Here is a 13,934-nt window from a genome sequence, read left to right on the forward strand (position 1 = left end):
GGAGCAAAGGATGAGATTAAAAGATAAAACTGTATTAATAACGGGTTCAGGTTCAGGTATTGGAAAAAGCACTGCCCTCTTATTCGCAAATGAAGGTGCAAACGTAGTAATCAATGATATCGATGAAGATAAAGGGCAAGAAACAGTAAATGAAATAAAGACGTTAAATGGGAATGCCATTTTTTTGAACGGGGATGTTACACAGCCTGATAGTGTAAGTAATATGGTAGATATAATCCTTAGAAAATTCGGTTATATAGATGTATTGTTTAATAACGCAGGTATAAGTGGGATCGGAAAGCTCCATGAAATTGAGCTGGAAGATTGGGAAAAAATATTGAAAGTAAACATCACCGGTGTATTTCTCCCCTCTAAATACGTATTACCATCAATGATGAAACGAAAAAGAGGTTCAATCATCAATATGTCATCTTGTATCGCAGAAATCGGGTTGGCTAGTAGGGCTTCTTATTCGGCAACTAAAGGTGCAGTTTTAGCCTTAACCAAATCTATGCAAGTCGATTATGCTCCTTTTAATATTCGGATAAATGCACTTTTACCCGGAACCATCATGACACCATTTGTAAAAAATTATTTACAAACATCATACAAAAACCCGGATGAAGCAATTGAAAAAATAAAGACAAGACAATTAAGTAAAGAATTGGGATCACCAGAAGATGTTGCGAATGCTGCATTATTCTTGGCTTCAGATGAATCGAAATTCATGATGGGAGCTCCACTGTATATCGATGGAGGAGCCACTTTCGGAAAAGACGCATAATAATGAGCATTCTAAAGGAGTAATCGTAATGAAACTATTGACAATTAAAAGGAACGGTACAAATAGATTAGGAGTCAAAACTGACAAGGGGATCATTGATATAGGACGCCAAGTTGAAAACTTCCAAAACCTGTCACTACCAACTGAAATCATGGAAGTCGTCCATGGCGGAGAGGAGGTTGTTGGATTGCTTGAAACTTATGTTAAAGAGTCTGATGAATCAAAAATGGCTTTTCTTTCTGAGAATGATGACTTCGAGTGGGGGCCATGCATTACAAATCCCGAGAAAATTATATGTGTCGGTCTGAACTACTGCCAGCATGCTGATGAAACAGGTGCAAGCTATCCGGAGTCTCCTATTCTTTTCAGTAAGTTTAATAACACACTTACAGGACATAACAGTCACATTTCCATTCCTAAATCAACGGAACAACTAGATTATGAGGTTGAGCTTGGGATAGTGATCGGGCGGAGAGCGAAAGATGTACCGGAAGAAGATGCATTGAATTATGTGTTCGGTTATTGTACTGCCAATGATTTATCGGCCAGGGATCTGCAATTTAAGACAAACCAATGGCTGCTTGGAAAAACGTGCGACGACTTCAGCCCAATCGGGCCTTATCTAGTCACAAAAGACGAAGTGAAGGATCCCAATAACCTTGCTTTGAGGACCATAGTGAATGGTATAGAGCGACAGAACTCAAACACATCGGACATGATTTTTAATTGTAAAGAGTTGATCAGTTATATTTCTCATCATATGACTTTAGAACCCGGAGACCTTATTTTGACAGGGACTCCAGAGGGGGTTATTTTAGGAGAGCCAGAGGATAAAAGAAATTATTTGAAGCCAGATGACGAAGTAACAGTCGAGATTGAAAAATTAGGTGCTTTGACCAACAGGTTTATATATTAGTCTTTCATTTTTTTCACTAACTTTACTTGTATGAAATTCAGCGGATCAGACAGGTGATTTCAGAGGTGGAAGGGGGGAACCATACATCATCCGTTCTCCAGAAGACGCTGCAAAGGTCGCTGGTGGATTTATCGGGGAAGATGACCGCGAAGTATTCTTTGTCACGTGTCTTAATAGGAAAAACAGAGTTATTGGCGTTCATCGTTGTCATGTAGGATTAATCAATGCCAACATTGTTCATCCCAGGGAAGTATTCAAAAATGCAATCCTGAATAACAGTGCAGCTATCATCCTTTGTCACCAGCATCCCTCTCACGATACAAATCCATCCTGAGAAGATATCGAGGTGACAAAACAGGTTGTCGAGACTGGACAAATGATGGGAATTGAGGTTCTGGACCATCTGATTGTCAATGCAGAAGCTGGGTTTACCAGTTTAAAAGAAAAAGGTTATGTTTAAAAATCTGAGGAGGGAGATGCTTATCCTTCCTTTTATTTTTTTGTATAAGTTCTTTCTATAGGGCATCGAACCCTATAGGAAGAAGAAAGTTTAGCGTTTACACTCCTACTGGAATAGAGTTGAAGGAACTTATAGAATGCGGTCTCGATTATATTAATAGTCAAAATACCTAATTATCCAATAAAACTTGGTGAGGATGTCACATTATGCCTTATGAAAAAGTGCTGGATCAGGTAGAAGCGAAAGCCATCTATGTAAGGCTAAAAGAAAAATGGGGAATAGAAGGTCGGTACTGGTATCCGATTACCCCATAAAGATAAAAGAATGTTATGGTAGTCGATGCTATCATTTTTGATGCTATTTTAAAAAGTATGGGAAATCACGGAATTAATAGAAAATGAACACCTGGATTATCCAAATAAAGAAACAAGCCTCTTTTTAATGGAGCCATATTACTGGGGGTGTGAGGTGTTTTGGTGTTCAGAGGGGATGGATTGGATCATATATGCTTCACATGAAAATACGATTACGTTCGGCGGAATTTGGTTTATAAAAGAAATAAGAAAAGAATTCAGGGAATTTGATTGCTATATGATAAATTGATTGAATGCCCGTTTTGAAACATTTGGAAGTCGTTATTGGCTTTTTTTTTATTTTCTGAGGATATAAAAAATCAAGAAGGATATATGATGGGCTAATGAGGAATACTGAAATGAAAAAGGAAAAATATGGGTTATGATTGGACTTATTACAGCCATTATTGTATTCAATATCTTCGCGTTCAAAACAAATAAGAGGTTGTCATACATACAAATTGCCCACATCTGGGTATTTACCATTGCTTTTCAGATGTCCGTCGATCTATATATTGATATAAAATATCACGGTTATTGGTATTTTCAAAAAGGGGTTGATTGGGCGGCATTACCAGCTCATACCGTCCTCATTCCGCCAGTGAATATGATGTTCATCAATTGGTATCCCTTTGGTCGTTCGAAATGGAGACAAATCCGCTATTTCTTTTACTGGGAACTATGTTTATTGACATATGAGTTGATTGCATTACTTCCTGATCCATGGGGTTACTTCCATTACGGTTGGTGGAATTTAGGGTATTCAGCAATTGTGAATCCCATACTTCTCTATCTATTAATAACGTACTACAAAAAGTTTGTTGAATAAAAATTAGGCGAAGGTAACCTTATGAGTTTAGATTTTTGATGACACACTCCGAGGGGGAGATAAAATGGCCATACCCGTTTTCATGACCATCACTTTGTTGATTGGATATATCGTCTTCTTTATGCAAAAAAACTTTATCAAAAACTCCCCATGTCAAGCACGCAATCTTCTTTTGCAGGTGGTTGTTTATTGTTCGCTTTTTCTTTTCCTTTTCTTATAACCTTTGGATCCTCTAATGTACTTTTGATACTTTCCAAGATAAAGTTAATAGCCAATATGGTGATCGAAAACATAACTAAAGGAGATAATGGAATCCATGGAGCTACCCATAAATATTTGTATGTGCTTCTAATCATGCCGGACCATTCGCTTGTAATTGATACGTACACATCGACCCTTTGACGTTTGGTAAAAGATTAGGTCATGTATTCTGTTATATATGACGAACTTTCTAATGCCCCATTTCATTACGACCTTAAAGTCCCACCGCTTACAGATAATAAAAACTAAGCATTCATCTTTTTCGATAAGCTCTTCTTTCCGCATATGGGACACATTGGTAACATATATCAACATGCTTTCCTTGATCATCAATATATTTGACAGATTTTCTTGCTTTTTTCTTGCATATGGCACATTTTTTCCCGAGTATCCAATCTAACATAACAATGCCTCCTCAACTTAAGCATTTTTTACAACATACTCTCAGTTTAACAACTTTAACCTAATAACTTTATAAAAAGGCTTTGTTAATTAATATGTGATTTTTGGCTGAAATTGATTGAAGCGAAGATTACGACACTCTTACGGGAATAGCGATTCAATAAAAATTTTAAATAATCAATTTGGGGCATTTACAACATGTGCGGTCAGGCATACACTTATGACTAACTGAAGATTCTGCAAAAAGAAGTATCTATTTATACAAGGAGTGTTTTTAATGAATGTAACTGTTTGGAATGAAAATCGCCATGAACAAATGAATGAGAAAGTCCGGGAAATCTATCCCGAAGGGATACACGGTGCAATTGCGCAAGTTTTGGAAAAGGAAGGGTTTAATATACGGACAGCAACACTTGAAGAAGAAGAGCATGGACTGACAGATGAAGTTTTAAATTCTACAGATGTTTTGCTTTGGTGGGGCCACCTTGCTCATGACGAAGTAAGTGATGATGTGGTAGAAAAGGTGAAACAACGAGTTCTTGACGGAATGGGATTAATCGTGCTGCATTCTGGCCATTTTTCTAAGATTTTCAAGTCATTGATGGGAACGACCTGTGATTTGAAATGGCGGGAAGCGGATGAAAAGGAGCGGATGTGGGTTGTGGACCCGAGTCATCCAATCGTTGAAGGAATTGGCGAGTATATTGAACTAGAAAAAGAAGAAATGTATGGCGAACATTTCGATATACCGAAACCTGATGAACTGGTACTCATCAGCTGGTTTGAAGGCGGAGAAGTTTTCCGAAGCGGATGTACATATAGACGGGGACAAGGTAAGATCTTCTATTTCCGGCCAGGTCATGAGACATATCCAACGTATCATCATGCAGAAATTCAGCGGGTCCTGATCAATGGAGTCAATTGGGCAAAACCAATCAATCATCCAAAACCTGAATATGGGAACGCAAAGCCAATCGAAACCATTTCTGCAAAAAAGCTATAAGCTAAAAGGATTGAAAGTTGGAGTGGTAGGCGAATAAAATCTTCTGGAGGGAATTGATGAAAATTCAATTGACTGAGCAAGAAATAGATTCCAGACAATTGATGCCTGAAACGATTGAAATTGCAGTCGAGCAAGTCAAAACGAATGGGTACATACTTTTTGAAAATGTGATTTCAGAAGACAAAATCAATCGGATACGGAATGAGTTTGATGTACTTTTTGATGAATATATCAGTAGGAAAGGATATAACACAGGAACAAATCGAGCTTAAATGTTTTTGCCATTTAAAGAGCCTTATATAGATGAAGACATTATATGTAACCCAATCGCTACAACTGTAATTGACCATCTACTAGGTGAAAACAACCATTACAACTATTTTGCATCTGACACACCCATGCCTGGATGAGATTTTCAAAATGCTCATTGTGATATTATGCCCCTTTTTCCAGAGTTGGCAATCCCTTTGCCGGTTTTCAGCTTAGTGGTAAATATCCCATTGGTCGATGTTACCGAAGAAAACGGACCTCTTGAAGTATGGCCAGGTGGGACGCATCAAAATCCAGATCGGTCTAATCACGATACATTGAATAACACGGTCAATCCTCATTTGCACATCGTGCGAGCTGCAGAACATATGTATTCGGGAAAGGTGTTTATGCCAAAAGGATCGATCCTCATACCGTGATATCCGAATGTGGCATCGAGGTACACCTAATCATTCAGATTATCATAGAACCAACCTAGCGATGATCTACAATAGAAGCTGGTATGGTGCAGGGTCTTCCATTTCGATCCCTCATGAAAAACTTATGAAAAGTTATCAAAGAAAGCGATATCGTTATTTAGATTGCAAAGAATCGGAAGTCCGATAACAATGCCTTGGGAATAAATAAAGGGGATTTAATAACGGGAGATCGGCGTATTAATCAATTTTGTATAGAGAAGCACCAGACCTTTATCTAACCTCTCTAACCTCTGGTCCCTGGTGCTTTTTTGTATAAGCTAGTTATATTCACGAATCCCGCTTTTTATAAAATAGCCGATCACTCCATCTTGGTATACTTAACATCCATGAACTCCAAATGGGCAGTCCTGCCGTATATTTGTCCCAGTATGCGATTAAAATGATTCCAATTAACGCAACCTGCGGTGAGAAAAGCACATAATCAAAAATACCAGTCAACAGAATTACGGGTAGTGAAAGTAAGAGCGTATCAAGTTGTTTGACGTTTTGCATTGTAAAATAAAGATAGACCCCTTTGTACACATTGATAAAGAGTACGATCATGAATGCAGTTCCACCAAGAGTGCCGTATTCGGTGAATATCCCTATAATCAAATTGTGGGCATGGGGGATATGCTCATTGAAATGAAGAAGATATTCTTTACCAAATCCCAGTGGTGTCAACCCGAACAATGCATTTTCCTGCCACAGCTGGATTGAATTCCCCCAAATTTCCTTCCTTCTTATAGCAGATTGTATAAGGTTTTCATTCCTTGGCATCCAGCTTAAAATCAAACTCATATTCAACCCCATAAGCATGATCAGGCTGAAAGTCAATATCCTATTCAGGCGAAACAAAAATAAAAGGAAAATGACCACCATTGCAGAAAAGCCAGATCTGGATCCAGTTAAAAAGACAGCATGGATAAAGATCATAGTTATGACTGCTTGTAAAGCAGCCTTGGAATAGCATTTTTTTCTTAGGTTTTCTAAACACTCAGCAAGGAGGAATGATAATCCTAAAAGCAACAATGTCACTGAAAAGTTAGGATTGTATGCAGCCCCGATCAACCTCTGGTAATCATGGAATCCCACCTGACCAACTAATACTGTCCCGGTGATATAATTCTTGTATGTAGGACTGATCAAAAATTCCTGGAAAGGATACAAACAGTAGAAGTAAACGCCTGCGGATATGATGATCCATTTGTATGCTGTGAAAGTTCTCTCTACACCATCTTTCTGGATTTTTTTATAAATTCCAGTGTAAGCGATGACCAGCGCTGGAACTAAAAAATACGAAAGATCCCCCAACACAATTGAGGCACAAAAGGATGAAATGAACATACATGCAAGCAGGAAAAGGCCAGGGGTCAACATCATCCCCTCGCTATTTTTCCAAGTCTGGTGCAAATGGTAACTTCCAACGATAAAGAGTAACAGCACACCTATAGGGGGAAGTATAAGACAAAGGACAATACATATTTCCAATAGATGTTTCTTAATGGATATCAGCGCAGTTTTCGTCATAGATAACCTCGTCAGTTTAAATGATGACTACCTTCATGATATAGGGTTTGTAACCTTACGTAATTTATGTCTGTCTACGAGAGTGTTTATTAATAAAAAAATGGGGATGTCCTAACAGAAAAGTGTCAGACACCTTTCGAACATCCCCGTAACCCTTACATTCCATCAGCCTGTTCGCCACTCTTTTCGTACATGTATAGTCCGTTCTTTCTCTTTAAAAAAGTTTATGCAAGTGATGAATAGGCTGGTTGCGATCAATGAGACGACCATACCGATTAATCCATTTTGGTGTAAGAGAGGGAAAGATACAATTGAAAAAACAATCAGGGCGATCGCTAAAACAAATGTGTAAAATCCAAGACTTTTGAAAGAGACACTCCATTCCCATTTTCCCGCGTTTTCAAACAGACTTACCGTAACAATGGCGATGATATTGAAAGTCATCCCTACCCACACTGGATGGACATTCAAATAGAAATCATTGATTGCCCAACCGCTGAGGTGATACCAGAGCAATCCGGAAAATGCTCCTGTAAACAATGAAACCAATGCTGCGCGTTTCGTAACCAAGGGCCAGAAAAGAGCAGCAACTACAGGTGCGAAAGTCGCGGAATTACGGGTTACCCAGGCAACCACATTCCACCATGCAGATTGTTCAGACCGTAGAAGGGCGAAACCGACCATCAATCCTGTCAATAACAATAACGACCATTTCGTATAACTGATAAGCTGAAGTTCGTTAGCTTTAGGGTTAAGCGCTTTTCCGACATCTCGACCAAGGCTTGTAGCACCTGAAAACTGGCAAGGTGCACCCCAGCTTAATGCAGCTGCCCAAAAGCCCAAGAAAAACAGACCGACCAACGGTGCAGGTAATGTTTCCATCAAATAGAGCGGTACTGCGATCAAGCCGCGTGCTTCCCCAGGAACAACCTGTGCAGCTGATAATCCGAAAACAACTGCTCCTACAATCAACGGAATACCAAGAAGGGAAGCGTAGAGTAGACCGCGACGTCCTTGTTCAGGCGTTTTACAAGATAACGCCATTTGAAAAGCTGCTTGAGCGAGAATTACATTGAATAAGAATGTCCCGAACCAAGCCAAAATCGTTTGGAGACCAGCTGTATCCCAGGCTGCATACTCTGGTTTTTCAGTAAATAATCGATTTATGCCATCTATACCAGGATTAAGGAAAAACGCATACGTACCGATCGCCAGCATGATAAAAAATACGATGACATTGCTCATTTGTGTGAAACCGACAGACCACATACCTCCAAACTGTAAATAGACAAAGAGCAACAAAGCAGTCAATGCTACAGATAAAACTAAAGAAATCCCAGTAAATACTGAAAGTGCTGAGGCGAACGCTAGAGCAGTCGCAACAGACCACATCGGAAACGTGAATGCCGTAATCGCTCCAGCCACCCCACGGACCTTTTCACCGTAACGATCACCAAGTAATCCTGAAATGGTAACCAGCGCTCTTTTTCTGAATGGGGCTATTAATAATAGAGCGATGATCAAGACATGTACTGTTTCTGCCACTCCATACCAAATAGCTGAAATTCCGGTATGGTAACTGAGTTCTAGAATGGCGATATAGGAAGACCCGGAGAAGAGACCAGTGATACAGACCATGACGAAAAATGTATTGAACCCTCTTCCGCCAACGAAGAAACCATTTCCATCACTCGCACGTTTCCTCGCCACCCGGCTGACTAAGATCAATAAAAACGTATAAGCGAGTGCAAATCCTATGAACCAATAACCTACTGTTGTCATCCTGTTTCCTCCTTTGCTGTAGTTGTAAATCCGTACATTCAATCCCTTTAAAACAGAAAAAACCCCTTCCAAGAGGAAGAGGCTGCTTTCTCTTCCTCATCTGTCAGACATGAAGTCTGTTGGACGTAGCACCTTATTATTTTCAAAAGAAAATAACAGGTTGCTGCAGGTTCATAGGACCAATTTCCTCCCCTGCTCTCGATAAGGATGTTTCTCCGTATAAAGTTAACTAATACCCTACAAGGAATACGAACTTTTGTCAATCCATTTTTAGAAGATTTCGATTATTTCGGCATCTGAAAGTTAAAAGGGAACTTTATCCAATTGGCACCGTATAAGTTGATAATCATAGGCTTCTTAGGTAGTGCTAAAGAGAGAAGTTAAATAAACATTTTGGAGCATTTACAGAACGTTCTCGTAGAAATACACTAAGGACTATCAAAGGGTCTGTGATTCCTCTATTTTGAATCCCGATTAAAGGAGCGAATAGTTGTGAAAAAGAAAATAGGTATTATCGGCAGTGGAACAGCAGGCTTGCATCTTGCTTATGCACTCAGAAAGGATTTCGATTTGACAGTTTTTCATTCTAGCCTTCCAGAAGAACTCCGTAAAGGACGCATAATGTCTACCCAGGTACACTTTGGACCTACTCGCTTACGTGAAAGACGGTTCCATATGCCTGAATGGGAAGCGACACCTCTTCTTGAAAGTATACATATCACAGTTGGGGACCAAAAACTATTTGTCGGCAGGTTAAAAGAATCTGCTTCATCAATAGACCAACGTCTTTATTTCTCACATTGCATAGAAGATCTTAAAGAAAAAGGTGTAGCATTTCACTATGATAAAGTTGATGAAGTACAACTTAGAAAATTGACTAGCGACTTCGATTTAATCATTGATTGTTCTGGAAAATCTGGTCCTCTGTTTGCTTTTCCCCTCAATACAACATTGTCTCCATTTCACCAGCCACAACGAAAATGTGCAGTAGGATATTTTACAGGGGTTTCGCACGAAAAACCTCTAGGTGTAAACGTAACGATTCTTCCTGAGGTCGGTGAAATGTTCGAAATTCCCGCAATAACTGAAGAAGGACAGGTCACCATTCTCTTCCTTATGCCTATTCCGAACCAAAAACTCGATATCTTTAAAGGGATAAAAAGTGGTGATGAATTCACTGCCAGAATGAAAGTAGTTCTTGAATCGTTTTTCCCTAATATATATGAACGTGTTGAAAAAGAAAATTTTTCATTATCGGATGAAGGCGCTTTTCTACAAGTGGCCATCAAACCAGAAATCAGAAAACCTTACTTAACATTTAAAGATCGTTTGGTTGTCGGTTGCGGGGATAGTGTGTTTTTGAATGATCCAATCACTGGTCAAGGATGTAACCTTAGCTCATATTGTGCAGAAAAATTGTATGAGACCTTGATTGAAAATAAGGATTCAGTTTGGGATAGCCAAGTCGGAGAATCATATTGGGAGCGTGTAAAACCTTATGTAAAAGAAGTGACAGAGTGGACAAATGCAATGACCCAGCCGATTCCCCAACATATCATTGAATTATTAGTTCAAGGAGCGAAGGATCAGTCGATTGCTGATAATGTGGCAGAATGGTTTGCACAACCAACTACAGCTCACGAAGCCTTCTTTCAAAAGACCAATGGGTGAAATTTTATAGGAACATAAAAAAGAAGCGGTGATCTTGCTCGCTTCTTTTTTCTATGTTCTCTATTAATGTAACGTTCTATATACACCGATCACTTTACCAAGAATAGTGACGCTGTTAAGAATGATCGGCTCCAACGAAGAATTTTCTGGTTGTAGACGAATGAAATCTTTTTCCTTGAAGAAACGTTTGACTGTCGCTTCATCATCTTCTGTCATTGCAACGACGATGTCACCGTTATTAGCTGATGGCTGTTGCTTGACGATCACCATATCCCCGTCATAGATTCCTGCCTCTATCATACTATCACCCTGGACAACTAATGCGAATACATTGTCATCTCCGACCATATGATCTGGTAGAGGGAAGTACTCTTCTATATTCTCGATCGCGGTGATAGGTTGACCTGCTGTTACTTTACCGATTACAGGAATATTGATAGATTCACTTTTTGGAATGGTAGTATCCATATCCTCAGTGATGACTTCGATCGCTCTCGGTTTTGTCGGATCTCGTCTGATTAGTCCTTTTTTCTCCAGACGGGACAGGTGTCCATGAACGGTCGAACTTGAAGCAAGTCCGACTGCTTCACCTATTTCACGGACAGAAGGGGGATAACCCTTATGTTTGACCTCGAACTTTATGTAATTAAGTATATCTTGTTGACGGCGTGATAGTTTCATTCTGTCCACCTCTTTTCTCCTCAATTATTGCATTAAGTATATCACTTGTTCGACAAAAATACAAACATAAGTTCGAGAAAAAACTGTTGACAGGAACAAACGTTCTTAATACAATGAAATCATCAAATGAGAACAAGTATTCGTATCGGAGGGTTTAAAGGTGAAAAAAACAAACAGGCAGAACGGTTGGTCTTTTGTTATTGTATTGATAGCTATAGGGATGACTATGGGCACTTATTCTTTTGTGAACGCAAAATCTGATACAACAGAGAAATACATAGATGTTAAGATTGAGGAAGGTGATACTCTCTGGGAATTATCAACGAAGTTCAAAGAGAACCACACCTTTACAACGGATGCCTTCGTCAAGTGGGTAGAAAGCACGAATGGAGTAAAAGCGGAAAAGCTGCAGCCAGGAGACACAGTCGTCATTCCGGTTGAAGCGGAGAAAAATCAACTTGCATCCAAGTAATACACCGTGAAGGGAACATATTATGAGAGCACTCATTTATTGCAGGGTAAGTACTGAAAAGGAAACACAGGCATCCTCTCTTGAACGTCAAGAAGATGAACTGAATCAATTAGCCAATCATTTTGGCTTCACAGTCGTTGAATCGATCCATGAAATGAAGAGTGGATATGATGTGGACCGTGAAGGGATGCTGCAAGTTTTAGATCTTGCAAGGGATGAAAAGATAGACGTCCTCCTTGTCCAGGATGAAACAAGAATCGGAAGAGGAAGTGCAAAAATCGCGATTCTTCATACACTAGGTAAGTATGGAGTGAAATGTTTTACTATCAGTGAACAGGGCGAACTCCAATTGACAGAGGCTGACTCGATGGTTCTTGAAATCGTTAGTCTAGTTGAAGATTACCAACGAAAGCTTCATAACGCTAAGATAAAGAGAGGTATGAAGCGTGCTGTTGAGGGTGGATACCAACCAGAAAAGAATCTCTCTAACCTGAATCAAGGTGGACGTGAGAAGAAAGAGATCCCAACCGAAGAAATTGTTCGTTTAAGAAACTTGGATTTGACGTTCCAGGAGATTGCCACTACTTTACAAGGATTTGGCTATGATGTCTCGAAAGCGACAGTACACAGACGTTACCAGGATCATCAGAACAATAGTGACCGGACAGAAGATTAGAAATATGATTGGAAATACGTTAAAATAAAACAATCAAGTCTTGTAAAAGGAGTATGGCAATGCTATCGAAACAAAAAATAGATCGGATAAATGAACTGGCACGAAAAGCGAAAAACGAAGGATTAAATAAGGAAGAGCAGGAAGAACAACAAAAATTGCGTAAAGAATATTTGAAAGCATTCCGAGGGGGTTTCAAGAATCAATTACGCTCGATAAAGGTTGTTGACCCTGAAGGTAATGACGTCACCCCTGACAAATTAAAAAATGAAAAGAAGCGTTATCACTAATAAACAAGCCTGATTTGAAAAAGGATTCAAATCAGGCTTGTTTTTGTATTGCATCAGTTCCAGTTTTTGATATACTGTTATATAACAAAAGCTGAGGGAGTGGATGAACTGATGTTCTCAATTACGAGTCCAGTAGTGGAAATGTACAGACAAGAAATGGGATTGGAAAATGGGGATGCACTTCAACTATTCTGCCGATATGCAGGAAGTGAATCAGGACTATGTATCGGTGTAGAACGTGGACTACCAAGGGACGATGATTACGTACAGGAAGTTGATGGAATCCGTTTTTTTGTTCGGCCTCATGAAGTTTGGTTTGTAGAGGAAATGAAGATGGACTATGATGATGCCACTGATCATTTTCGAATTGAATTACCGAGTATAGCTTAACTGAAGATATTTAAAGGAATGCCTGTACCATAACAGATGGTAGAGGCATTTTTATTTTGCACTCCATACTTTGAGTCGATTATGGAACACTGTTTTTCTGCTGATAAAAAGATATTTTAATGTTGTTTTTTAAGCGATATTCACGACACTCCTGTGGGAAAAGCGAGCCAGGCGAGACCCCGCTACGAATTAAGGATCTTCGACTATAATAATGAACTTCGACTAAATACCACCACGTCCTATGGTGAACGTCGAAGTCAGTACATCCTGTACAAGTACGTCCTGTGGTGAACGTTGAAGCCAGCAGAAGGAAAGCTTCTAAGAATTCTCATCGCAGACACGAAAATGATTTCATTTTTGTGTTGACATCCTGTGCAAGTGAGCGAGGAGGCTGAAGTAATGTCTAGCTCAGCGACCATTCACTTGGATTACTTCAAACTTCCTGCGGCGGTCGACACATTGATTGACATCCTTATGAGTGAGCCCACGCAGAACCAAGTCTTTGTTTGGTTCGAGCCTCCTCGTCCGTTTTCAAGTGACCTTCGTGATTAAACAGGTCGCTTCCGCTTTTCTCGAGCCAGCGGAAAGTGAGTGAATTACGGAAAAATCAACATTTTAGAATAACAAAGCTCTAAGATAACTTAGTTTAAAATCCTCATAATTTTGAATTTTTATGACGAATGACCACGAGTCTTGTGAATTTTGATTA

18 protein-coding genes, 1 pseudogene and 1 riboswitch are annotated in these 13,934 nt (G+C 39.4%); of the genes and pseudogenes, 14 read left to right on the plus strand and 5 right to left on the minus strand.

Translation table 11 applies throughout. The features are described from left to right. Positions 1–10: 10 nt before the first annotated feature. Entirely contained in the window at positions 11–784 is a 774-nt protein-coding gene (locus KOL94_RS04800; protein WP_221564584.1) for an SDR family NAD(P)-dependent oxidoreductase, read from the plus strand. 28 nt (positions 785–812) lie between these two features. Then, a complete protein-coding gene (locus KOL94_RS04805; protein WP_221564585.1) occupies positions 813–1,700 on the plus strand; it encodes a fumarylacetoacetate hydrolase family protein in 888 nt (295 codons plus the stop codon). Positions 1,701–1,737: 37 nt separating this feature from the next. Here KOL94_RS04805 and KOL94_RS25590 read toward each other — a convergent pair whose 3' ends face one another. Continuing rightward, positions 1,738–1,911: a hypothetical protein gene (locus KOL94_RS25590; RefSeq protein WP_311775103.1), complete on the minus strand. Its 174-nt coding sequence runs from the start codon at positions 1,909–1,911 to the stop codon at positions 1,738–1,740. Here KOL94_RS25590 and KOL94_RS04810 point away from each other — a divergent pair. Together KOL94_RS04810 and KOL94_RS04815 are read left to right on the plus strand one after the other, a co-directional pair. Continuing rightward, a pseudogene (locus tag KOL94_RS04810) lies at positions 1,831–2,160 on the plus strand (JAB domain-containing protein). The gene KOL94_RS25590 and the pseudogene KOL94_RS04810 overlap by 81 nt on opposite strands. Positions 2,161–2,895: 735 nt before the next feature. Then, the gene (locus KOL94_RS04815) at positions 2,896–3,342 is read left to right on the plus strand and encodes a hypothetical protein (RefSeq protein ID WP_221564586.1); all 447 of its coding nucleotides are present in this window, start codon (positions 2,896–2,898) and stop codon (positions 3,340–3,342) included. A gap of 514 nt (positions 3,343–3,856) precedes the next feature. Here the strand turns inward: KOL94_RS04815 and KOL94_RS04820 are convergent. After that, positions 3,857–4,006, minus strand: coding sequence for a hypothetical protein (locus KOL94_RS04820; protein WP_221564588.1), 150 nt, complete (start codon positions 4,004–4,006; stop codon positions 3,857–3,859). A gap of 276 nt (positions 4,007–4,282) precedes the next feature. Between KOL94_RS04820 and KOL94_RS04825 the strand changes: the two genes are divergently transcribed. The 4 genes from KOL94_RS04825 to KOL94_RS04840 are packed head-to-tail and all read left to right on the plus strand — an operon-like array spanning position 4,283 to position 5,697. Further along, positions 4,283–5,008, plus strand: a complete 726-nt coding sequence (locus KOL94_RS04825; protein ID WP_221564590.1) for a ThuA domain-containing protein — start codon at positions 4,283–4,285, stop codon at positions 5,006–5,008. A gap of 56 nt (positions 5,009–5,064) precedes the next feature. Further along, positions 5,065–5,280, plus strand: coding sequence for a hypothetical protein (locus KOL94_RS04830; protein ID WP_221564593.1), 216 nt, complete (start codon positions 5,065–5,067; stop codon positions 5,278–5,280). Continuing rightward, complete coding sequence (locus KOL94_RS04835) at positions 5,281–5,418, plus strand: hypothetical protein (protein WP_221564595.1); 138 nt, start codon at positions 5,281–5,283, stop codon at positions 5,416–5,418. 45 nt (positions 5,419–5,463) lie between these two features. Further along, complete coding sequence (locus KOL94_RS04840; RefSeq protein WP_221564597.1) at positions 5,464–5,697, plus strand: phytanoyl-CoA dioxygenase family protein; 234 nt, start codon at positions 5,464–5,466, stop codon at positions 5,695–5,697. Between the two features lie 327 nt (positions 5,698–6,024). Here the strand turns inward: KOL94_RS04840 and KOL94_RS04845 are convergent, their stop codons facing one another. Further along, positions 6,025–7,182, minus strand: a complete 1,158-nt coding sequence (locus tag KOL94_RS04845) for an O-antigen ligase family protein (protein ID WP_221564599.1) — start codon at positions 7,180–7,182, stop codon at positions 6,025–6,027. Between the two features lie 249 nt (positions 7,183–7,431). Then, on the minus strand, positions 7,432–9,048 hold the full coding sequence (locus KOL94_RS04850; protein ID WP_221564601.1) for a sodium:solute symporter family protein: 1,617 nt from the start codon (positions 9,046–9,048) through the stop codon (positions 7,432–7,434). Between the two features lie 93 nt (positions 9,049–9,141). After that, a riboswitch (SAM riboswitch) is annotated at positions 9,142–9,256 on the minus strand. 284 nt (positions 9,257–9,540) lie between these two features. Between KOL94_RS04850 and KOL94_RS04855 the strand changes: the two genes are divergently transcribed. Further along, positions 9,541–10,719 (plus strand): styrene monooxygenase/indole monooxygenase family protein, encoded by a 1,179-nt coding sequence (locus KOL94_RS04855; RefSeq protein ID WP_221564603.1) that lies wholly within the window; start codon positions 9,541–9,543, stop codon positions 10,717–10,719. A gap of 63 nt (positions 10,720–10,782) precedes the next feature. Here KOL94_RS04855 and lexA read toward each other — a convergent pair whose 3' ends face one another. Continuing rightward, the gene (lexA, locus tag KOL94_RS04860; protein WP_221567585.1) at positions 10,783–11,400 is read right to left on the minus strand and encodes a transcriptional repressor LexA; all 618 of its coding nucleotides are present in this window, start codon (positions 11,398–11,400) and stop codon (positions 10,783–10,785) included. Between the two features lie 160 nt (positions 11,401–11,560). Here lexA and yneA point away from each other — a divergent pair, with 160 nt between their 5' ends. From yneA to KOL94_RS04885, 5 genes are all read left to right on the plus strand, one after another. Beyond that, on the plus strand, positions 11,561–11,872 hold the full coding sequence (gene yneA, locus KOL94_RS04865; protein ID WP_221564605.1) for a cell division suppressor protein YneA: 312 nt from the start codon (positions 11,561–11,563) through the stop codon (positions 11,870–11,872). Between the two features lie 22 nt (positions 11,873–11,894). Then, positions 11,895–12,548, plus strand: a complete 654-nt coding sequence (locus KOL94_RS04870; RefSeq protein WP_221564607.1) for a YneB family resolvase-like protein — start codon at positions 11,895–11,897, stop codon at positions 12,546–12,548. A 59-nt stretch (positions 12,549–12,607) separates the two neighbouring features. Next, positions 12,608–12,835 (plus strand): DUF896 domain-containing protein, encoded by a 228-nt coding sequence (locus tag KOL94_RS04875; RefSeq protein WP_221564609.1) that lies wholly within the window; start codon positions 12,608–12,610, stop codon positions 12,833–12,835. A 111-nt stretch (positions 12,836–12,946) separates the two neighbouring features. Next, positions 12,947–13,225 (plus strand): HesB/YadR/YfhF family protein, encoded by a 279-nt coding sequence (locus KOL94_RS04880; RefSeq protein ID WP_221564610.1) that lies wholly within the window; start codon positions 12,947–12,949, stop codon positions 13,223–13,225. A gap of 399 nt (positions 13,226–13,624) precedes the next feature. Next, entirely contained in the window at positions 13,625–13,777 is a 153-nt protein-coding gene (locus tag KOL94_RS04885; RefSeq protein WP_221564611.1) for a hypothetical protein, read from the plus strand. The last annotated feature ends 157 nt before the right edge of the window (positions 13,778–13,934 follow it).

Origin of the sequence: Alkalihalobacillus sp. TS-13, assembly GCF_019720915.1 — a bacterium.
Lineage (GTDB): Bacteria > Bacillota > Bacilli > Bacillales > Fictibacillaceae > Pseudalkalibacillus.